The organism is Prodigiosinella confusarubida, assembly GCF_002847015.1.
GTDB lineage: Bacteria > Pseudomonadota > Gammaproteobacteria > Enterobacterales > Enterobacteriaceae > Prodigiosinella > Prodigiosinella aquatilis.
The window spans coordinates 4,145,545-4,167,748 of record NZ_CP025085.1 but is presented as its reverse complement, the minus strand read 5'-3'; the positions used below and the strand labels follow the sequence as shown (position 1 = coordinate 4,167,748).

Below are 22,204 nucleotides of genomic sequence, written 5' to 3'. Positions count from 1 at the left end.
TATTCTGGTCGTTGAATGTAAGATATTTATCCCCATATACTCGATACCTAGAGGTGAAACCCGTGATGACCGAGTTTCACGAGATTCCCTTAACCTGGCGGAAATGAAACTAAGAGAGAGCTCTATGAACCCTGAGCGTTCCGAACGCATAGAAATCCCCGTATTGCCATTGCGCGATGTGGTGGTTTATCCGCACATGGTCATTCCGTTGTTTGTTGGTCGGGAGAAATCGATTCGGTGCCTTGAAGCCGCCATGGATCATGATAAAAAAATCATGTTAGTGGCGCAGAAAGAGGCATCAACGGATGAGCCAAGTGTTAACGATCTTTTCTCGGTGGGGACGGTAGCCTCCATTCTTCAGATGCTGAAATTGCCCGATGGCACTGTTAAGGTACTGGTTGAAGGCCTACAGCGAGCTCGTATTACGACGTTATCTGACAGCGGTGAGCATTTTGCTGCTCAGGCCGAGTATCTGGATTCGCCGGCAATTGAAGAGCGTGAGCAAGAAGTTCTCATGCGCACGGCTATTAATCAGTTTGAAGGCTACATCAAGCTGAATAAAAAAATCCCTCCTGAGGTACTTACCTCACTGAATAGCATTGAAGATGCAGCTCGTCTTGCTGATACGATAGCGGCGCATATGCCGCTGAAGTTGGCGGACAAGCAGTCTGTACTGGAAATGTCAGATGTGACTGAGCGTCTGGAGTATCTGATGGCGATGATGGAGTCGGAAATCGACTTGTTACAAGTTGAAAAACGGATCCGTGGCCGCGTTAAGAAACAGATGGAAAAAAGTCAGCGTGAGTATTATCTGAATGAGCAGATGAAGGCTATTCAGAAGGAACTGGGCGAAATGGATGATACGCCCGATGAGCATGAAGCGCTGAAACGTAAGATTGATGCCGCTAATATGCCGAAAGAGGCGCGGGAAAAAACCGAAGCTGAGTTGCAGAAATTGCGGATGATGTCGCCGATGTCTGCTGAAGCGACAGTGGTCCGTAGCTATATTGACTGGATGATCCAGGTTCCTTGGCATGCGCGCAGTAAAGTTAAGAAAGATTTGGTTAAGGCACAGGAAACGCTGGATACCGATCATTATGGTCTGGAGCGTGTTAAGGATCGTATTCTGGAATACCTTGCTGTTCAAAGTCGCGTGAGCAAAATCAAGGGGCCCATTCTGTGTCTGGTCGGGCCTCCTGGAGTGGGTAAAACATCCTTGGGTCAATCTATTGCCAAGGCGACTGGGCGTAAGTATGTCCGTATGGCGTTGGGCGGAGTGCGTGATGAAGCAGAAATCCGCGGTCATCGACGGACTTATATTGGTTCAATGCCAGGTAAATTGATCCAAAAAATGGCGAAGGTGGGAGTGAAAAACCCACTGTTCTTATTGGATGAGATCGACAAAATGTCTTCGGACATGCGCGGTGATCCAGCATCGGCATTGTTAGAAGTGCTTGATCCTGAACAAAATGTGGCATTCAACGATCATTATCTGGAAGTCGATTATGACCTTTCTGATGTGATGTTTGTTGCGACGTCCAACTCCATGAATATCCCGGCACCGCTGCTGGACCGTATGGAAGTGATTCGTTTGTCCGGTTATACCGAAGACGAAAAGCTCAATATCGCTAAAAAGCATTTGATGCCAAAGCAGATTGAGCGCAATGCACTGAAGAAAGGTGAACTGACTGTTGAGGATAGTGCTATTACTGGCATTATTCGTTATTACACTCGGGAAGCGGGTGTGCGTAATCTGGAACGAGAGCTCTCCAAACTATGCCGTAAGGCAGTGAAAACATTACTGATGGATAAATCTGTCAAGCATATTGAAGTCACTGGCGATAATCTGAAGGACTTTCTGGGTGTACAGCGTTATGACTATGGCCGGGCAGATGATGAAAATCGAGTCGGCCAGGTAACCGGGCTGGCCTGGACGGAAGTGGGTGGGGACTTGCTGACTATCGAAACGGCTAGTGTGCCAGGTAAAGGGAAGTTGACTTATACCGGTTCATTGGGTGAGGTGATGCAGGAATCCATTCAGGCAGCGCTGACAGTAGTAAGAGCCCGGGCAGATAAACTGGGTATCAATGCGGATTTCCATGAGAAACGGGATATCCATGTGCATGTGCCCGAGGGGGCTACGCCAAAAGACGGTCCAAGTGCGGGGATTGCCATGTGTACCGCGCTGGTATCTTGTCTGACGGGGAACCCGGTTCGAGCGGATGTGGCCATGACTGGTGAGATTACGTTACGTGGGTTGGTTTTGCCCATTGGTGGATTGAAGGAAAAACTGTTGGCAGCTCATCGCGGTGGGATTAAAACAGTGTTGATTCCTGAAGAGAATAAACGTGATCTGGAAGAGATTCCGCAGAATATCATTGCTGACTTGGATATTCATCCAGTGAAATGCATTGAGGAAGTTCTGTCTATAGCATTGCTGAATGCACCTTATGGTATGCAAGTGGTCACAGCTACGGCCAAATAGTGACCTATAGCAAAAACCATTGATAAAATAAGGGCTGGTAAGTGAAATGATGCTTGCCAGCCTTTTTTTGTACCGCTAATTTAGAGCACTGTTAGGTTTATCGATAACGTTTGGGATGACTTGACAGAATCTATATAAAGTTACGTATCGTGTTTTTAAAAAAGACATCATGATTACAAGATTTCAGAGGGGGATGAAAGTGTGAACAAGTCACAATTGATCGATAAAATTGCCGCAGATGCTGATATTTCCAAAGCGGCGGCAGGGCGTGTGCTAGATGCAATTATTGGGTCTGTTACCGAATCTCTGAAAACAGGAGATGACGTTGCTTTGGTGGGATTTGGCACTTTTTCTGTGCGCGAACGCGCAGCACGTACTGGCCGCAACCCACAGACCGGAAAAGAAATTAGTATACCTGCAGCAAAAGTGCCGGGCTTTCGTGCCGGTAAAGTACTGAAGGATGCAGTTAACTGATCATTGAACAGAAAAGCTCTGGGAATGCTGGTTTCTCCCGGAAACATTACCTGACGCAAAGTTACTGGTAGGGTAAGATAGAGGGCACGCCATTTTATGGTGTGCCTTTTTTACTGATAGTCAGGATTATTATTATCAGTCAAAAGGTTGAATGCGCCCTAGCCGGTTTCGGCTATAGCAATAGCAAGGACGTATGGCTACGGCTTGCGCAGGGAGTTTTATCCATTCTACAGCGGAGTGTTGTCACATTATGATGGACAATTTACGCGCGGCCGCTAATAACGTCGTGCTTAAAATTATTCTGGCCTTGATCATCGGTTCATTTGTGTTGACTGGCGTAGGCAGTTACCTGGTTAGTGGTTCAGGTGATTATGCTGCGAAGGTTAATGGACAGGAAATTTCCCGTGCTCAACTGGAGCAATCGGTACAGAACGAGCGTAGCCGTCAGCAGGAAATGCTGGGGGAAAATTTTTCCGCTTTGGCTGGTAACGATGGTTACATGAAGCAGATGCGTAATCAGGTATTGTCACAATTGATCGATGAAGTATTGTTGGATCAGTACGCACATAAGCTTGGTTTGAGCATTAGCGATGAGCAAGTTAAACAGGCGATTTTTGCAGTGCCCGCATTCCAGACCAATAATCGGTTTGATAACGAAAAATACCTGGCTCAGGTTCGTCGTCTTGGTCTGACAGCCGATGCTTACGCTCAACTATTGCGCAAGCAGTTGATTACACAGCAATTGATTCATGGACTAGGTAATACCGATTTTCTGTTACCGAAGGAAATCGATAACTTGATTTCTATGGCGGCACAGGACCGGACTATTCGTACTGCGACTATCAATATTGCTGATCGTGCGAAAACTCAAACGGTTACTGATGAAGAGATACAGAACTTCTATAATCAGAACAAGAGTCGTTATCTCGCGCCTGAACAGTTTAAAGTCAGCTATATCATGCTGGATGCTGCCGCTATCATGGATAAAACCACGGTAGATGATGCAGCCGTTACTCAGTATTACGATCAGCATAAAAGCGATTTCTCTCAGCCAGAGCGTAAGAGATATAGCGTGATTCAGGTTAAAAGTGAATCTGATGCTAACGCTGTTCTGGATAAGCTGAAGAAAGGGGCTGATTTCGCTACCTTGGCTAAAAAAGAATCGACAGATGTCATTTCTCGTCTTAAGGGCGGTGATCTGGGCTGGATGGATGCTGATTCCACGGTGGATGAACTTAAGCAGGCTAACCTGACGAAGAAGGGCCAATTATCTGGTGTGATCAAGTCTTCAGTCGGTTATCTGATTGTTCGGTTGGATGACATTCAGCCTCAGCGCATCAAGCCACTGAATGATGTCAGAGACGAGGTGGTTGCCAAGGTTAAGCGCGAGAAGGCGCTGGATGCATATTATGCGTTGCAGCAGAAAGTGAGTGACGCTGCCACCAATGATAATGAATCTTTGGCATCGGCTGAGCAGGTTTCAGGCACCAAAGCTATATCGACGGGTTGGTTTACACGTGACAAGCCGCCAGCAGCGCTGAATTTCCAGCCGGTGACCCAGGCCATTTTTGGCGGTTCCCTGTTAGGTGAAAATGGGGCGCCGGGCAATAACTCTGATGTCATCACCGTTGATGGTGATCGTGCTTTTGTTCTCCGGATCACTGATCATAAAGCTGAAACGACTCAACCACTGGACCAGGTTCATGATCTGGTGGTTCAGACCCTGAAGCGTCAGAAAGCAGAGCAACAGGCCCGGGTAGAAGCTGAAAAAATTCTGGTCGATCTGAAACAAGGCAAGGATGATAGTCTTAAGGCCGCAAGCTTGAGTTTCAGCGAACCAAGAACTATGTCCTCTGTTGCTCAGAATGATGTGATGGCTGAGTCTGTTTTCTCTTTGCCACATCCGCAGAAGGATAAACCTTCTTATGGAATTGCTCAGGATCAGGCCGGTAATATTGTGTTGGTAGCGCTAGATAGCGTTAAGCCGCACACCCTGGAAGAACAACAGAAAACGCAGTTTGTTTCCCAGCTTGAACAAGGGGCTGTTGGCACACTGTTTGATTCGCTGATTAGCAGCCTGCGTAGCAAAGCAACAATCAAACTGGGTAGAGTCGTCCAGGAACAGTAATCGTCCTCGCAAACATCTGCAAATCTCTGCAATAAACAAAGGCCGCTTTCGCGGCCTTTTCCACATTTTAACTTTGAGGTTTGCTGATTATCTGACGTTGCGGCAATGTGATGATGCTGTCAAACACAAGGAGGAAACAGCATGAAAAAGTCAGGAATAAAAGCGCTTTGCCTGATTGTTGGAATGGGATTGTCTGGTTTAACGGTAATGGTACAAGCCACTACGGTTGAACAGAAAGGTGCACTGGAAAAATCATCGGAGGTTATGAAATCGTCTGTACCGAAACAGAAACTGGAAAAAGCAATCATAGCTGACAGCGATGAAGACGAGGTAAATATCAATACGGCAACAGCAGAGCAACTGGCGGCGATTATGAATGGGGTCGGCTTGAAAAAAGCACAAGCTATTGTTACCTACCGTGAGCAAAATGGTCCTTTTACCCAGATAGAACAACTCCAGGAGGTTCCAGGGATTGGTGCCGCGCTGGTCGGACGGAATCTGTCTCGTTTAAAACTGTGATATTGTTCGCGGCCTGGTGTGGCAGATTCACCTGGCTGCGAACCTTTGCCATGCGTATCAATTGAACAGGTTCTTTCCTGAGACGACTATTGTAAGACAACACAAACCCGTATCACTGTTCGTGGCTATAATATTGGCATTTTCATCGTAAACAGTGCTTGCTACCTGGGGTCCCTGAGGCAGTACGTTTGGGGGATATTCGTCCGGTCCATTCTCCGGAGAATGGACCGAATTGTGCCTGAGATTATAACCATCTCAGATAATAGATGAGAGTCATATCAAAGGACGGTGTTCAGACTAGGCAGTGATCATTGTCTGATCGTCTTTGTATAATTACTGCAAGCCTGTCTTATGGCGCAGTGACGCCATGACCCCAACGGGATCCTGATGGTATTCTTCCAGACCTTTGGCGCGTAAGTGGCAGGCTGCACAGTGGCCGCATCCTGCACCTTTGATACCGTTGTAACAAGTCAGAGTATTATTTCTGACCGTATCCAACTGATGGTAGTAATCGGCCAGGGCCCAGGTTTCAGCCTTATTCAGCCACATTAAAGGTGTTACGAAACGAATGTCTTTGGCCAATCCGAGAGCAATGGCCTGATTAAGCGCTTTGACAAATTCGTCGCGGCAGTCTGGGTAGCCGGAAAAATCCGTTTCACAAACACCAGTGATTACGGTTTCGGCACCAACTTGATAGGCATAAATTGAGGCTAGCGTCAGAAACAGAATATTACGTCCGGGAACGAAAGTACTGGGAAGTCCCTGAAGGTCGGCTTCAAATTCAGGTACCGGAATGTTGTCACGAGTCAGGCTGCTTATGGCTAATTCATTAAGTAAACCGACATCAAGCACCTTATGCGATCTGGTTCCCAGTTGTTGTGCGAGCGTTTTGGCTACTTCAATTTCAGCTCGATGACGTTGTCCATAGTCGAAGGTAACGCAATGGACTTCATCATATTGCTTCAGTGCCTGTATCAGGCAGGTCGTGGAATCCTGTCCACCACTAAAAACAACAACTGCGCTTTTCATTCTGATTCACCTTACCGGGGATGAGTCTCCATGCTGTTATATAACATCGGTCATATAACTTCACGTATCATAGAAAAAGATATGGTACCTGAAAAATCTCCCGCTGTTCAGCGAAGGATTCCAGGGGATCAAACCGGTGTGCATTCATCATTGGTTTTTTCTGCTAATTGTTGGAAATAAGGTGCAATATCGCCGATGTTCTCCGCTACCCAGTAAGGGTTGTAGTAGGTATCCAGATAACGCTCACCACTGTCACACAGTAGGGTAACGATAGAACCCCCGCGTCCTTCGTCTACCATTCTTTTAGCCAGTTGTAACATCCCCCAGACATTGGTTCCGGTGGACGGACCGACTTTGCGGCCCAGAATACTTTCCAGCCAGTAAATAGTGGCAATGCTGGCAACATCGGGTACTTTGATCATTTCATCAATAACGCTTGGGATGAACGACGGCTCCGCACGTGGACGACCAATTCCTTCAATACGGCTGCTATACTGACCGGTAATCATGGGATCTTTATGCTGATAACAGTCATAAAATACCGAGTTTTCCGGATCTACGACGACCAGTTGTGTATCCAGTCCCTTGTAGCGAATGTAACGTCCTAATGTGGCCGAGGTACCCCCAGTGCCGGCGCTCATGACCAGATAATCGGGTACTGGAAATGGTTCACGGGACATTTGCCGGTAAATGCTATCGGCGATGTTATTGTTACCACGCCAATCGGTTGCCCGTTCTGCATAGGTGAACTGGTCCATGTAATGACCATTCAGGTCTCGGGCGAGTTGTTCTGAAACCGCGTAAATCTGTCTGGACTGTTCGACAAAATGGCAACTGCCACCGTAAAACGCAATTTGTTCCACCTTGCGTTTTGCGGTACATGCAGGCATGACGGCAATAAACGGTAACCCTAACAGGCGGGCAAAATAGGCCTCTGAAACAGCGGTACTGCCTGAAGATGCCTCAATGATCGGGGTGTTTTCTTTTATCCAGCCGTTGCTTAAGCCGTAGAGGAACAGTGAGCGAGCCAACCGATGTTTCAGGCTGCCGCTGGGATGGGTGCTCTCATCTTTTAAATAAAAATAAATACCGGGATAGTTTGATAATGTCACACGGATCAAATGGGTATCTGCCGAACGTTGATAGTCTGCTTCAATGGTGCTGATGGCTTCTTTTATCCAGGTGTTGGTCATAATGAAAAACTCTGTTGGCAACGATAGCAGTAGCGTAACGGTTACTCAGGAAAAAAAGATTGCCTTTTTCACTGTATATGTACTAAATAGGAGAAATATTTTCTATTAGGTGACGGAATGTTAGATAAAACTGACCGTACTTTACTCTCGTTGTTGCAACAGGACTGCACCTTGTCATTGCAAGTGCTGGCAGATGCGGTGAATCTGACGTCGACACCTTGCTGGAAACGCCTTAAGCGTCTTGATGAAGATGGGTACATCCGGGCGCGTGTGGCATTGCTGGATAGCGATCGACTTGGATTGGTGTTGACGGCATTTGTCTTGCTGAAAACTCAGCAGCATAACAGTTCCTGGTATCGTGAGTTCGCCAGTTTTGTTTCGGATATGCCAGAAGTTTTGGCATTTTACAGAATGGCTGGCGAGTATGATTATCTGATGCAGGTTCAGGTAGCTGATATGAAGAGCTATGATAATTTTTACAAGCGGCTGGTTAATGGTATTCCCGGTCTGGTGGATGTAACTTCCAGTTTTGCCATGGAACGTATAAAACATACTACCGCTTTGCCGCTTCAAATATAAAATCTATCAGTTATCAGCTTTATGTATAATATTTCTGTTCAGTATAACAACGACGCTTGCTTAGCAACTGGAATTAAGACTGCGTGAGACTTTTTACTCAACTTGGATGGTATTTTCGCCGCGAATGGAAACGATATTTGAGCGCGGTAATACTGTTAATCATTATTGCCATTCTGCAATTATTGCCACCTAAAGTAGTTGGAATTATTGTTGATGGCGTTACTCAAAATACCATGTCTGCTGCAGCTATCACTCGGTGGATTGGTATTCTTCTGCTTACGGCAATTGTTATTTACCTGCTCCGGTACTTATGGAGCGTGTTGTTGTTTAGTGCGTCCTACCAGTTAGCGGTAGAACTGCGCAAAGATTTTTATTGCCAGTTAAGTCGCCAGAATCCCGCTTTTTATTTGCATCACCGTACGGGTGATTTGATTGCCCGCGCCACCAATGATGTGGATCGTGTAGTGTTTGCTGCGGGTGAAGGTGTCTTGATGCTGGTTGATTCACTGGTGATGGGATGTGCAGTTCTGGTTGTAATGTGTACTCAGATCAGTTGGCAACTGACGTTATTGGCATTAGTACCAATGCCGGTAATGGCAATGGTAATCAAGTATTATGGTACGCAGCTCCACCAGCGTTTTAGAGCGGCGCAGGCGGCGTTCTCCTCATTGAACGATCAAACGCAGGAAAGCCTGACCAGTATCCGAATGATTAAAGCTTTTGGTCTGGAAGATTATCAGTCACATCGCTTTGCTCTGGTTGCTGCGGATGCGGGGGAAAAAAATATCCATGTTGCCCGCGTTGATGCCCGCTTTGACCCCACTATTTATATTGCGGTTGGTTTTTCAAACTTGCTGGCTATCGGTGGGGGGAGTTGGCTCGTGATTAATGGTTCGTTGACGCTGGGGCTATTAACCAGCTTTGTGATGTATTTAGGACTGATGATTTGGCCGATGTTGGCACTGGCCTGGATGTTCAATATCGTTGAGCGAGGTAGCGCAGCGTACAGTCGTATACGACAGTTACTCGCGGAGGAGCCGGTTGTTGCAGATGGTAACTGCTCACTTCCCGCAAGCGCAGGAACCTTGGTGGTGGATATTCAATCATTCCATTATCCCGACCATACTCAATCGGTGCTTAACCACGTTAGTTTTACCTTGAAACCAGGCGATGTTCTGGGATTATGTGGTCAGACCGGTTCAGGGAAAAGTACCTTACTGTCGTTACTTTTGCGTTATTTCGATGTTGAGCAGGGCGAAATTCATTATCACCAGACGCCATTGCGTCAGATATCGCTGGATGACTTGCGTCATCGCTTTGCTGTTGTCGGACAAACGCCCTTTCTGTTCTCTGATACAGTCGCGAATAATATTGCATTGGGAAGACCGGATGCTACTCAGCAGCAAATCGAAGAGGCAGCTCGGTTAGCCAGTGTACATGACGATATTTTACGTTTACCTCAAGGATATCAGACTGAAGTCGGAGACAAGGGGGTGATGTTGTCTGGGGGGCAAAAGCAGCGTATTGCCATCGCCCGTGCCTTGTTGCTAAAAGCTGAGATATTGGTGCTGGATGATGCGTTGTCAGCTGTTGATGGTCGTACTGAGCATCGCATTTTGCACAACCTTCGCCAGTGGGGTGAAAAACGAACGTTAATTATCAGTGCTCATCGGCTTTCAGCATTGACCAATGCCGATGAAATTTTAGTTCTTCAGCAGGGAAGTATTGTGCAACGAGGAAATCATCAGGCGCTATCACAGCAGGCAGGTTGGTATCGGGATATGTATCGTTATCAGCAATTGGAAGCGGCGTTGGACGACTTACCTGTTGATGGGGAAAAGAAAGATGGATAATTCCCATCCATTATGGCCGACGCTGAAACGGTTGCTTGCGTATGGTTCTCCATGGCGTAAGCCACTAGCGCAAGGTGTGTTGATGTTATGGATTGCTGCTGCGGCTGAAGTCACCGGACCAGCATTAGTCAGTTATTTCATTGACCAACTGGTAGCGAAAGGGAAGTTCCCGCTGTTGATAGTCACGGGCTTGACCGTGGCTTATGTGCTTTTGCAGGTGTTGGCTGCAACATTGCACTATTTTCAGGCCATCGTGTTCAACCGTGTTTCGGTTGGCGTGGTGCAGCAGTTGCGAATTGATGTTATGGATGCTGCGTTGCGCCAGCCGCTGTCTACATTTGATACACAACCTGTTGGGCAACTGATTTCCCGTGTCACCAATGATACTGAAGTGGTAAAAGATCTTTATGTGATGGTGGTTTCCACCGTATTACGCAGTGCTGCTTTGATTGGTGCAATGCTGGTGGCAATGTTCAGTCTGGATTGGCGTATGGCTTTAGTGGTTTTAGCTATTTTCCCGGCAGTTATCATTGTGATGATAATTTATCAACGCTACAGCACGCCGATCGTTCGTCGGATGCGCAGCTATCTGGCGGATATTAATGACGGCTTTAATGAAGTTATTAATGGTATGAATGTCATCCAGCAATTCCGTCAGCAAATCCGTTTCGGTGAAAAGCTGAATGCTGCAAGTCAGTTACATTATCAGACACGTGTGCAAACACTGAGGTTGAACGGCTTTTTGTTGCGTCCACTGATGAGCCTGTTTTCAGCGCTGGTGCTATGTGGTCTATTGATCCAGTTTGGTTTCAGTTCCATCGGCTCTGTTGGCGTCGGGGTTCTGTATGCTTTTGTTAACTATCTGGGGCGTTTGAATGAACCATTGATAGAACTGACGACGCAACAATCTATGTTGCAGCAGGCTGTAGTGGCGGGTGAGCGAATTTTTGAACTGATGGATGGTGCTCAGCAGCAGTACGGTAGCGATCAACAGATGCTCACCAGCGGGCGTATTGATATTGATGATGTCACATTTTCCTACCATGCAGGGAAACCGGTATTACAACATATATCTTTTACCGTACCCGAACGCGGCTTTGTTGCATTGGTCGGGCATACTGGTAGCGGTAAAAGTACATTGGCAAATTTGCTGATGGGATATTACCCGCTTGATAGTGGGGAGATTCGTCTTGACGGCCGACCATTGTCAACACTGTCTCATCAGGTTTTGCGCCATAATGTGGCTATGGTACAGCAGGATCCGGTGGTGTTGGCGGATTCAATGTACGCTAACGTGGCATTAGGACGTGCTATCAGTGAAGAAAAAGTCTGGGCAGCACTGGAAGCTGTTCAGCTTGCCGAACTGGTTCGCCGAATGCCGGAAGGTATTCATAGTCGTATTGGAGAGCAGGGCAATAACCTTTCTGTGGGACAGAAACAGTTATTGGCGTTAGCCCGAGTGTTGGTGCAAGCGCCAAAGATCCTGATCCTTGATGAAGCCACGGCTAATATTGATTCCGGGACGGAGCAGGCTGTTCAACAGGCACTAAAGCTTATCCGCGAACAAATCACACTGATTGTGATTGCACATCGGCTATCGACCATTGTAGATGCAGATAGCATCCTGGTGCTCCATCATGGAAAGATGGCGGAGCAGGGTACACATGAACAGTTACTTACCCTTCAGGGCCGCTATTATCAAATGTATCAACTGCAATTGGCGGGAAAAGAGCTCACAGCCACGGAACGACATGAGACTATTACCGAGCTCTCTTGAGTCCCTGTAGTATTTCTTCAGTGCAAAGGCACGCACCATAAATTAGCAGCTGTTTCTTTTTTGCCTCCTTAAGATGCACTGCAATTAAGCGTATTGCACTAAAATAGTGCTACCGAAATGTACTATATTCTTCTCTAGTGCTCATATTATAAACCATCATCTGTTTGTTAACGTGAGCCTGTCATGTTTTACCGCTTTGATTAAGATAAATCATTTTATGGCACACCATTTGCTTTATTGATGGCGTATACACATTTGATAGTGACGGGCGAAGGCCTGGACTTAATGGTTAGGGAGATGAGGATGAAACTGGTTACTGTAGTGATTAAACCGTTCAAGCTGGAAGATGTACGTGAGGCTTTATCTTCTGTGGGCATCCAGGGGCTTACCGTCACTGAGGTGAAAGGGTTCGGACGTCAAAAAGGGCATGCGGAGCTGTATCGTGGTGCAGAGTACAGTGTTAACTTTTTACCGAAAGTGAAAATCGATATTGCTATTGCTGACGATCAGCTTGATGAGGTCATTGATGTGATCAGTAAAGCGGCTTATACCGGAAAAATTGGCGACGGTAAGATTTTCGTCGCTGAATTACAGCGTGTTATCCGCATCCGTACCGGCGAAACTGACGAAGCCGCACTATAACAACTACCTGATTTGGTTTTATGAATAGGGATGAGTGAAAAATGAAGAAACTTTCTTTCTCGTTGAGCCTCGGTGTGGCAGCCATGCTCCCCACATGGGCGATGGCAGATACAGTTGCTATTGATAAAGCGGATAACGCTTTTATGATGATCTGTACCGCTCTGGTACTTTTCATGACTATACCTGGTATTGCATTGTTTTACGGTGGTTTAAACCGTTCTAAAAACGTGTTATCCATGCTGACTCAAGTCATGGTGTCGTTTGCTTTAGTTTGTATCCTGTGGGTAGTTTATGGATATAGTATTGCATTTAGTTCCGGCAATGCGTTTTTCGGTAGTCTGACTAACTTTATGCTGAATGGCATTAATATTAACTCGCAGAGCGGGACGTTCTACCAGTTTATTCACGTCGCTTACCAGGCTTCGTTTGCCTGTATTACTGTTGGTCTGGTTATTGGTGCGATTGCAGAACGTATCCGTTTCTCTGCTGTGCTGATTTTCGTTGCGATTTGGTTCACGTTGTCTTACCTGCCGATGACACATATGGTCTGGGGTGGTGGTTATCTGGCGGCTGATGGTGCACTGGATTTTGCCGGTGGTACGGTGGTGCATATTAATTCTGCTGTTGCTGGCCTGGTTGGCGCATTGTTGTTGGGTAAACGTGTTGGATTTGGTAAAGAAGCATTTAAACCACACAACTTGCCAATGGTATGTATCGGTTGCGCTATTTTGTACATTGGTTGGTTTGGTTTTAACGCCGGTTCGGCCAGCGGTGCCAACAATATCGCTGCACTGGCATTCTTGACCACTGTGATTGCAACAGCGGCCGCTATTCTGGCATGGGTGTTTGGTGAGTGGGTCGCTCGAGGCAAACCTTCTTTGCTGGGCGCTTGCTCTGGTTGTATCGCCGGTCTGGTGGCTATCACGCCTGCTGCAGGTACTGTTGGTATCGGCGGTGCAATGATTATCGGTCTGGCTGGAGGTTTCGCTGGTCTGTGGGGCGTAACGGTATTGAAGAGATGGTTACGTGTCGATGATCCGTGTGATGTGTTCGGTGTCCATGGCGTCTGTGGTATTGTCGGTTGCATCCTGACTGGTGTATTCACTTCTGCCTCACTGGGTGGTACGGGCTATGCTGAAGGTGTGACCATGACTCATCAGGTGTGGGTGCAGCTATTCAGCGTCGTCGTTTGTATTGTATGGTCTGGCGTCGCCGCATTTATTTCTTTCAAAGTTGCGGATATGGCTGTTGGATTGCGCGTACCGGAAGAACAGGAACGCGAAGGTCTGGATGTGAACAGCCATGGTGAGAATGCATACAACCAGTAATCGTTAATTATCCCAAGGCGTGTGACTTCACGCCTTTGCCATTAAACCACCTCTAGTAGGTGGTTTTTTATGTCTGAATTTCAAACACTATGACGGCGTATTACACCTTCCTGAACGCTGGAGGCAACCAAGACACCATCACGGGAGTAAAACTGTCCGCGGACGAATCCTCTGGACCCAGAAGCAGAAGTGCTTTCTACCGAATAAAGCAGCCAATCATCTAAGCGAAAAGGGCGATGGAACCACATTGAATGGTCAATGGTAGCGACTTGCATTCCCGGTTCCAGAAACCCAACACCATGAGGCTGTAATGCCGTCAATAAGAAGTTACAATCTGACGTGTAGCCCAACAGATACTGGTGTGTACGTTCATCGTCCGGCATGTCGCCATTGGCTTTGCACCATACATTCCTGAATGGTTTCTCTACTTCGCCTTTGAAAGGGCTGTGAAATTTTACCGGACGTATCTCAATGGGCCTTTCGCGAGTAAACTTGTCGCTGAATTGTTCAGGTAACAGATGCAGTATGCTCCGTATAATCTCTTGTTCGGAAAGTAGCCCCTCTGGCAGTGGAACCTGAGGCATGACATTTTGGTGTTCGAATCCGACCTCTCGGTTTTGGAAAGAGGCAGTCATATAAAAAATAGGCCTTCCATTCTGGATGGCGCGAATACGTCTGGTACTGAAACTGTTTCCATCACGTAATTTTTCTACGTCATAAATGATCGGTTTCTGACTGTTTCCAGGTAATAAAAAGTAGCAGTGAAAGGAGTGAACGAATCGTTCAATAGGAACTGTCTGTTTCGCAGCTGAAAGTGCCTGTCCTACAACTTGTCCTCCAAATACTTGCCGTAATCCAAGATCCTCACTTTGTCCGCGAAATAGCCCCTCTTCAAGTTTCTCCAAATTAAGCAGATTAAGCAGGTTCTGCAATGCCTGACTCATAGTTTTATCCTTATTAATAATATGTCTATAAAAAAGCAAATTGACTGGAATAGTAGCTATAAGAGAGTTCCACATGAGGAGATTATAATCAGACAATAAGAAAAAGAGACCTGCCACATGAAATTATGATCTACATTGGGTGGTATCACATTTTCAATTATATTCACTGGGGAGGGGTATTGTCGTTATGATCGGGGCCCCAACCCACAGGGCTTGTATCGCAAGGCCTGCTCCAACTAAACCCCTGGCAATACGGATGCATAACCTATAATAATTCTTTGCATGATCTGTTTATTTAACTTCAGCGTAATAACCTTGAGTCACGACTCTGATGGTGCATCACTCTGAAAGAAATCTAGGATGTGTACTGCCAACGGAAGAGATGTAAATTTATTTTGTTTGTTTCATCAAATTGGATCCCTTCAGCTACAAGTGCGTTTTTTTGTCGCAGATAGTCGTTACCTATCAACGATATTTCCCCTTTACGATTAATAACCCGGTGCCATGGTAGCTTGGTGCATTCAGGGAGATTTTTCAATATTCCACCAACCTGACGAGCTGCTCGTGGGGAGCCTGCCAAACATGCAATATCTCCGTAGGTGGCAATCTTTCCATAGGGAATGGCCGAAACAATATGAAAAACGCGCTGACGAAAATTATCCTTATTGTTAGGCATTGTAAGTCTCATACTGATTTAGATGATAAAACAGGAAGTATAATACGAGTAATGAGTAAGAAAACAGCGATTAGATGATGTAGGCTTGCAATTACATAATCCATCACAGATAATGCCCTCCGCTTTACACTAGTTGAGCTGTCAATGGGGGCTCTGTCGGTTCTCCCGCAACACTACTCTGTGAATTCGGTCAGGTCCGGAAGGAAGCAGCCGCAGCGGACGATGTGTGTGCCGGGATGTAGCTGGCAGGGCCCCCACCATTTCTGTAATATCAATTTCAGCTTTTCTCCGTTCGTGATTAACGACAGTGGTTCTTTAATCGTTATTCAGTCGTAAATGGTTTCTGGTACTCTTATCACATAAGATAAAAAAACAAGATTTTTATTTATCAATGCTGTTGATAGGATGCTTTCGACAAAAAAGAAGTGATTATATTGTCTGTATTGGTTAAGTCATAATTTAAAAGTAGAACAGTACATTATCAATTCTCCCATACAGTTTGTTACAACTTTTGCTATAACACTACATAGCCTATAAAAACAAAAGCCGATATTGATACCGGCCCAGTCTATTTAGCGCTGCTAATGTTCTCGAAATTAATTAACAACTAGCGTACGTATTTCCAAACAGCAACAGGAACCTTGTCATAAAGCTTATTCATAGTCAGCTCGGCCAGGCGGTGGTCAGCTGCAGAATAGAACATTTCTAACTCGTCGTTTGAAAGTTCGTACTTGTTTTTTTCAATAACACGCTCAAGTGTGTCGATGGAGGTGCATTTACGTAAACGCATCAAATAATCGATTTTTTTCATAATAACCTTTATGAATTTTCCTGGATTAGAATAAGTATAAGACAAATTATTGCTTAAGTTTTGACTGCCGTACAGATGCTCTTTTCCGAGAACATTCTGAATAATTGTGACCTGGATTTCTGCCATCTACGTAACTCGCCATCATTGATGCCATAGTTACTAAAAAGAATATAGGTATCGTCTAGGTATTTTTCAACCCGCTCGCAAAGTTCTTCGTCGTTCGGGTATTTAATTTTATAGGTGACAATAAATGCAGCTATATGTTCAATAAGTTCATTTAGCTGAAGATTGACAGCCGACGTAGGGTCATTAACCCAGCCATGGCTACTGTCACCTAACGTAGCGATACTTTCATCGCGCAGATTTTCACATAAGAATCTGAGTTGGGCAATATCATAATGTTTAGGTGAGTACTCATCCATTTCAATCCCTCCGTTAAACCGCGATCAGTGTTACTAGGGTTAACACCTGCTAAACAGGTAGAGTGATGAATTGCAGAAGATAGAATGCCCCCTCAGTATGCCTCGAATTACTGGGTGAAGACCAAACAAAGGCGATGAGGTGAATGTTAAAGAATGACCCAACTTCACTATCAAAAATTATTCTGTCTTAACTATAGCAAAAAAATCAGTCTTACTTGTACCTTGGTGTCATTTTTTGTACCTAACATTGCTATCGGGGTTGCCCCATTTTTCCACATTGCAGTATATTAATCGGCCATTGTCTAATTTTATTTACCTTTTTTTACCTTTAATCCGTGATTGGGGACCGGTTATTTGACTGAGCTTATATGTCTGTCTCACAGATGAGTATCAATAAAAAGTAAAAAATATTTATCCTATTGTTTTATAAATAATTAAAATAAAAGCGGAATGCTATACTGGCACCTCTCTTTAATGGTTATCTGTTCAGCTACATTATCACCATTTCTTTTTTCCATCGTATGGTGTGGAATCGAGGGTTTGTTTTACAAATTACACCGCCATGTCTGTATCGTTGGACAGCAATACAATCTTTATGAGGTGTTTTAGCTGCATGGTGTGCGCTTAGTACCTGCATGGATAGTGCTAGAATTTCAAAAGTCAGCCAAAGCATTTCGAGAACGTCGGTAGCGCTTCCTGCCGTGAAATATTATTTCTGTTTTCCCGTAGTAAGGCAAAGGAAATATCAACATTAACATATACTCGTCATCTTTCAAGTTGCAGGTGTGTTGGCTGTGTTCGCTTACCCGAATTCGTTTACCTGAGTACGCTCATTGAGACTCTCTCTTGCCGTCTTCCATCTATTGGGTATAGATATATATCTTTCCTTTCCGCTTAATGGGTTATGCATTAATCTTCGCTGGACTTACCTGGTAAAAAAATACAATTACGGATGTCATAAAATACCTTTGTACGATAGTTCGTCTGGATGACGGGCTTTATAAAGATGTTAATGGATATGTTATAACATAACTTTCATGTTGCTCTTTTTTCACTGATTGATCAACAATTGGATTTTAAAGTGAAAGAAAACGAAGATGTAGAAATATGGTTTGAAGCTTAGCCCCGTTTCACCAATATCGACAGAATGCCCTTCTCGATGCGACTGTGGCTTTAACGCGTGGTGCATCGCTCACCCTGACCCGTATCGGACGATATCTTCCCGGGTCTGCACAGATAAAAAACAAGATTAAACCCATTGACCGTTTGCTGGGGAATGTCTCGCTTCACAGCGATATCCCATTGATGAGTCAGATTGTCTCTTCTGACAAGCAGCAGCCCCCCAGATTCAAAAGGCTTTTCTGGATGCGCTCCGCAACGCCATTGCACCCGATAAGAAGGTCATTATTGTTACCGATGCCGGGTTCCAGAATGCCTGGTTCCGGCATATCAAATCACTGGGCTGGGATTTTATTGGGCGGGTGCGGGGAAATACCCTGCAGCGTCTGGACAGAAAAGGTGAGTGCTGGTTCAGAAGACAGGAACTGAAAGCGGGTAATACGCCGGACTATCTCGGGCCGGGCACCTTCGCCCGTGTGGAATATTCCCGTTGTGACGGTTACTTTTATCTGCATAAAAAAGAAGCGAAAAGCAGAAAACATCGCCGCTCCCGCTGCCGTATTGAGCGTAAGTCTCAGGAGCATGACGGGCGTTCAACAGCCAAAGAGCCCTGGCTTATTTTCAGCAGCACAGACGAATTTAAGCCGCGTGAAGTGATGAAACTTTACAGCCGTAGAATGCAGATTGAGCAGAACTTTCGTGACGAGAAAAGCGAACGCTTTGGCTTTGGTCTGCGTGGTTGTCACCGTGGTACGTCAGGGAGTCTGCTGGCGACTGCTGGTCACAGCAGTACTGTGGCTGTTGGGCTATGACGCTGAAAATAAAGGGTTACATCTGAGATATCAGGCCAACAGCGTAAAATCACGACGGGTCATCTCTTACCTGACATTAGCGGAGAATGTCTTGCGACACTCTCCGCTAGCATTAAAACAAACAGCATTGCACGCTGTTCTTAATCACCTCGCCAAAACCTACCGAAGTCTGGTGTTGGTTTATTAGCGCTGATTTTGTGGGGATCCCTCAGCGCGTCAGTGGCCTTTTAATCACTACTAATAGATATTTTTAATGGTGTTCTATAGATTGATCTGCCGCATCATTACCTTTCTTTTTATCGAAGCGGCGTCGAACGACAACAAAGAATACAGGCACAAAGTAGATGGCGAGTATTGTTGCCGTAATCATCCCCCCCATCACACCGGTGCCGACAGCATTCTGTGCGCCAGAACCAGCCCCCGTGCTGATAGCGAGCGGAAGAACACCGAGAATGAAGGCCAGTGATGTCATCAGAATTGGACGTAGACGCATACGACTGGCATCCAACGTTGCTTCTATTAAACCCTTACCTTCTTTTTGCATCAGATCTTTGGCGAATTCGACGATCAAAATAGCATTCTTCGCTGAAAGCCCGATGGTGGTCAGCAACCCTACCTTAAAGTAAACGTCATTTTCCAAGCCACGCATGCTGGTTGCAATAACCGCACCCAAGACACCAAGAGGAACAACCAGCATAACTGAGAATGGGATAGACCAACTCTCATACAGCGCTGCTAGGCATAAGAACACGACAATGGCTGAAACAACGATCAATGCAGGCGCCTGGTTACCAGCCAGACGTTCCTGATAAGACATCCCGGTCCAGCTAAAGCCAATACCCTTCGGTAATTGCGATGCCAATTTCTCCATCATTGCCATTGCTTCACCAGTACTCTTACCTGGAGTGGCTTCACCCACCAGTTCAACAGAAGGTAAGCCGTTATAGCGTTCCAGACGAGGTGAGGCGTATTCCCAATGTGCTGATGAAAATGCGGAGAAAGGGACCATTTGCCCTGATGTGCCACGGACATACCAGTCCTGGATATCTTTGGGCAACATACGGAAAGGGGCATCAGCCTGAACATAAACTTTTTTCACCCTGCCACGGTCAATGAAGTCATTGACGTAACTACCACCCAATGCGGTAGAAAGCGTTGAGTTAATATCAGAAATCGAGACTCCCAATGCCTCTGCTTTCTCCTGGTCGATATCAATCCGATATTGCGGCGTATCTTCCATACCATTTGGACGTACGCGTATCAACGTATCAGGATGTTGAGCGATCATCCCTAGCAGTTGGTTACGAGCTGCCATCAATTTTTCATGGCCAAGGCCACCTTCGTCAATGAGCTCGAAGTCAAATCCGCTGGCAGTGCCTAGCTCAACGATAGCCGGGATATTAAAAGGAATGACCAACGCTTCTTTAATCTGTGAAAATGCGCCGTAAGCCCTTCCGATAATAGCACTAACTTTATTTTTCGAACCAGGACGTTCCTTCCAGTCTTTCAGGCTAGTAAACGCCAGACCCATGTTTTGACCTTGACCAGCAAAACCAAAGCCATTAACAGTAAAAACGGACTTAACGTTATTTTTTTCATGCTCCAGATAGTAATTATTTACTTTGTCGAGAACTTTCTGTGTGCTTTCCTGTGTCGACCCGACAGGTAATTGCACCATGGTCAGCAGAACCCCTTGATCTTCTTCTGGCAGGAAAGAACTTGGTATCCGTGTATACAGTAGCCCCAAGCCCACCACGATAATCATATAAAGGAGAACATAGCGGCCGGTACTGTGCAGTATCCTGGCAACACTGTCAGAATAGTGATTGGTACTTTTTCCAAATAACTTATTGAACCAACCAAATAAGCCTCTTTTTTCATCGTGACCATGATTGGTGACCGGCTGCAGAATTGTGGCACAAAGTGCAGGGGTTAGAATCAACGCCACTAACACTGAAAGCACCATGGCTGACACAATGGTTACAGAAAACTGTCGATAGATAGCTCCGGTTGAACCACCAGAGAAAGCCATAGGAACGAATACAGCTGACAGAACAAGCGCGATGCCGACCAATGCCCCCTGAATCTGCCCCATCGATTTACGTGTTGCTTCTTTGGGTGACAGACCTTCTTCGGTCATTATTCGCTCGACGTTTTCCACGACGACAATGGCGTCATCTACCAGCAGACCGATGGCTAGCACCATCGCGAACATGGTCAGTGTATTTATGGAATAACCAAACGCAGACAAAATCGCAAAAGTCCCCAACAATACTACCGGCACGGCAATAGTAGGAATCAGCGTTGCACGGAAGTTTTGCAGGAACAGATACATCACCAAAAACACCAGAACGATAGCTTCGATCAGGGTTTTTACTACTTCGTTAATCGAAATCGTAACGAAAGGTGTGGTGTCATAGGGGTAAACTACCTTCATTCCTGCCGGGAATTGCCGTTGCAGTTTTGCTATTTCCGCTTTTACAGCAGTGGAGGTATCTAACGCATTGGCTCCAGTAGCAAGTTTAATACCGAGACCAGAGGCAGGCTGACCATTGTAGCGTGCGACAGTACTGTAACTTTCCCCCCCCAGCTCTACTCTTGCTACATCTTTAAGACGCACCTGAGAGCCATCCTTATTGACCCTAAGGATTATGTTAGAGAACTGCTCAGGAGAGTTAAGGCGAGTTTGTGCAATAATGGATGCATTCAGTTTTTGCCCTGGAACTGACGGAGCACCACCCAGTTGACCAGCGGCAATCTGGTTGTTTTGCACTGTAATGGCGCTCACCACATCTGATGTGGTGAGCTGATAGTTATTCAGCTTGTTAGGATCGAGCCAGATGCGCATGGCATATTGGGCACCGAACAACTGAGTATCACCCACGCCCATTACACGGCTGATTGGGTCTTTAATAGTGGAGCCTATGTAGTCAGCAATATCCTGCTGAGTCATGTTTTTATCATCACTGATAAAACCGATAACCATCAGAAAGCTGCTGCTGGATTTCTGAACATTCACACCTTGCGCTTGCACTTCCTGGGGAAGCAGCGGCATTGCTAACTGTAACTTATTTTGTACCTGAACCTGGGCAATGTCGGGATTGGTTTTGGCATCAAAGGTCAGAGTAATTTGCGCCGTACCTGACGAGTCACTACTGGAAGACATATACAGCAGATTATCGATGCCATTCATATTCTGTTCGATAACCTGCGTTACACTGTCCTGAAGTGTTTTAGCATCAGCACCTGGATAAGATGCGGTGATCTGTACTGCTGGTGGTGCAATAGTCGGGTACTGCGCAACGGGCAGTTTAACAATTGCCAGCATCCCGGTAAGCATCACCATAATGGCGATTACCCATGCAAAGATGGGGCGATCTATAAAAAACTTAGCCATTGATTACCGGCTCCTG

The 22,204-nt window shown here is 45.9% G+C and carries 17 protein-coding genes, 1 other RNA gene and 1 pseudogene; 11 read left to right on the top strand and 8 right to left on the bottom strand.

What is annotated here, in order from left to right:
* Nucleotides 1–124: 124 nt before the first annotated feature.
* From lon to CWC46_RS18930, 4 genes are all read left to right on the top strand, one after another.
* Complete coding sequence (gene lon, locus CWC46_RS18945; RefSeq protein WP_021014978.1) at nt 125–2,485, top strand: endopeptidase La; 2,361 nt, start codon at nt 125–127, stop codon at nt 2,483–2,485.
* A gap of 201 nt (nt 2,486–2,686) precedes the next feature.
* Nucleotides 2,687–2,959: a nucleoid-associated protein HU-beta gene (hupB, locus tag CWC46_RS18940; RefSeq protein WP_021014979.1), complete on the top strand. Its 273-nt coding sequence runs from the start codon at nt 2,687–2,689 to the stop codon at nt 2,957–2,959.
* A gap of 250 nt (nt 2,960–3,209) precedes the next feature.
* Nucleotides 3,210–5,087 (top strand): peptidylprolyl isomerase, encoded by a 1,878-nt coding sequence (gene ppiD / locus CWC46_RS18935; RefSeq protein WP_021014980.1) that lies wholly within the window; start codon nt 3,210–3,212, stop codon nt 5,085–5,087.
* Nucleotides 5,088–5,228: 141 nt separating this feature from the next.
* The gene (locus tag CWC46_RS18930; RefSeq protein ID WP_021014981.1) at nt 5,229–5,606 is read left to right on the top strand and encodes a ComEA family DNA-binding protein; all 378 of its coding nucleotides are present in this window, start codon (nt 5,229–5,231) and stop codon (nt 5,604–5,606) included.
* Between the two features lie 333 nt (nt 5,607–5,939).
* On the opposite strand, the gene queC is transcribed toward CWC46_RS18930, so the two are convergent.
* Both queC and CWC46_RS18920 read right to left on the bottom strand, forming a co-directional pair.
* On the bottom strand, nt 5,940–6,635 hold the full coding sequence (gene queC, locus CWC46_RS18925) for a 7-cyano-7-deazaguanine synthase QueC (RefSeq protein WP_021014982.1): 696 nt from the start codon (nt 6,633–6,635) through the stop codon (nt 5,940–5,942).
* Nucleotides 6,636–6,763: 128 nt separating this feature from the next.
* Entirely contained in the window at nt 6,764–7,828 is a 1,065-nt protein-coding gene (locus tag CWC46_RS18920; protein ID WP_021014983.1) for a PLP-dependent cysteine synthase family protein, read from the bottom strand.
* Between the two features lie 117 nt (nt 7,829–7,945).
* Between CWC46_RS18920 and CWC46_RS18915 the strand changes: the two genes are divergently transcribed.
* The 5 genes from CWC46_RS18915 to amtB all read left to right on the top strand — a co-directional run bounded on the left by CWC46_RS18915 (nt 7,946) and on the right by amtB (nt 14,007).
* Nucleotides 7,946–8,407 (top strand): Lrp/AsnC family transcriptional regulator, encoded by a 462-nt coding sequence (locus CWC46_RS18915; protein WP_021014984.1) that lies wholly within the window; start codon nt 7,946–7,948, stop codon nt 8,405–8,407.
* 83 nt (nt 8,408–8,490) lie between these two features.
* Nucleotides 8,491–10,260 carry a SmdA family multidrug ABC transporter permease/ATP-binding protein gene (locus CWC46_RS18910; RefSeq protein ID WP_021014985.1) on the top strand — a complete coding sequence of 590 codons (1,770 nt, stop codon included), beginning with the start codon at nt 8,491–8,493 and terminating at the stop codon, nt 10,258–10,260.
* On the top strand, nt 10,253–12,037 hold the full coding sequence (locus tag CWC46_RS18905) for a SmdB family multidrug efflux ABC transporter permease/ATP-binding protein (protein WP_021014986.1): 1,785 nt from the start codon (nt 10,253–10,255) through the stop codon (nt 12,035–12,037). The genes CWC46_RS18910 and CWC46_RS18905 overlap by 8 nt, the downstream gene beginning before the upstream one ends.
* A gap of 303 nt (nt 12,038–12,340) precedes the next feature.
* Entirely contained in the window at nt 12,341–12,679 is a 339-nt protein-coding gene (glnK, locus tag CWC46_RS18900) for a P-II family nitrogen regulator (protein WP_002208627.1), read from the top strand.
* 41 nt (nt 12,680–12,720) lie between these two features.
* The gene (gene amtB / locus CWC46_RS18895; protein ID WP_021014987.1) at nt 12,721–14,007 is read left to right on the top strand and encodes an ammonium transporter AmtB; all 1,287 of its coding nucleotides are present in this window, start codon (nt 12,721–12,723) and stop codon (nt 14,005–14,007) included.
* Between the two features lie 80 nt (nt 14,008–14,087).
* On the opposite strand, the gene tesB is transcribed toward amtB, so the two are convergent.
* Both tesB and CWC46_RS18885 read right to left on the bottom strand, forming a co-directional pair.
* A complete protein-coding gene (gene tesB, locus CWC46_RS18890) occupies nt 14,088–14,951 on the bottom strand; it encodes an acyl-CoA thioesterase II (RefSeq protein ID WP_021014988.1) in 864 nt (287 codons plus the stop codon).
* A 355-nt stretch (nt 14,952–15,306) separates the two neighbouring features.
* Nucleotides 15,307–15,627, bottom strand: a complete 321-nt coding sequence (locus CWC46_RS18885) for an MGMT family protein (protein WP_021014989.1) — start codon at nt 15,625–15,627, stop codon at nt 15,307–15,309.
* Nucleotides 15,628–15,781: 154 nt separating this feature from the next.
* Here CWC46_RS18885 and ffs point away from each other — a divergent pair.
* Nucleotides 15,782–15,878, top strand: an RNA gene (gene ffs / locus CWC46_RS18880) — signal recognition particle sRNA small type.
* Between the two features lie 356 nt (nt 15,879–16,234).
* Here the strand turns inward: ffs and CWC46_RS18875 are convergent.
* The 3 genes from CWC46_RS18875 to CWC46_RS23350 form a co-directional block, all read right to left on the bottom strand.
* Complete coding sequence (locus tag CWC46_RS18875; RefSeq protein ID WP_021014990.1) at nt 16,235–16,438, bottom strand: HHA domain-containing protein; 204 nt, start codon at nt 16,436–16,438, stop codon at nt 16,235–16,237.
* Nucleotides 16,439–16,491: 53 nt separating this feature from the next.
* Nucleotides 16,492–16,860: an Hha toxicity modulator TomB gene (tomB, locus tag CWC46_RS18870; protein ID WP_021014991.1), complete on the bottom strand. Its 369-nt coding sequence runs from the start codon at nt 16,858–16,860 to the stop codon at nt 16,492–16,494.
* A gap of 490 nt (nt 16,861–17,350) precedes the next feature.
* The gene (locus CWC46_RS23350; RefSeq protein WP_101377565.1) at nt 17,351–17,497 is read right to left on the bottom strand and encodes a ribosomal protein bL36; all 147 of its coding nucleotides are present in this window, start codon (nt 17,495–17,497) and stop codon (nt 17,351–17,353) included.
* A gap of 479 nt (nt 17,498–17,976) precedes the next feature.
* On the opposite strand from CWC46_RS23350, the pseudogene CWC46_RS18860 reads away from it, so the two are divergent.
* Nucleotides 17,977–18,978, top strand: a pseudogene (locus CWC46_RS18860) (IS4 family transposase); the annotation flags it as partial.
* A 63-nt stretch (nt 18,979–19,041) separates the two neighbouring features.
* Here CWC46_RS18860 and CWC46_RS18855 read toward each other — a convergent pair.
* Nucleotides 19,042–22,188: an efflux RND transporter permease subunit gene (locus CWC46_RS18855; RefSeq protein WP_021014994.1), complete on the bottom strand. Its 3,147-nt coding sequence runs from the start codon at nt 22,186–22,188 to the stop codon at nt 19,042–19,044.
* Nucleotides 22,189–22,204: the final 16 nt, after the last annotated feature.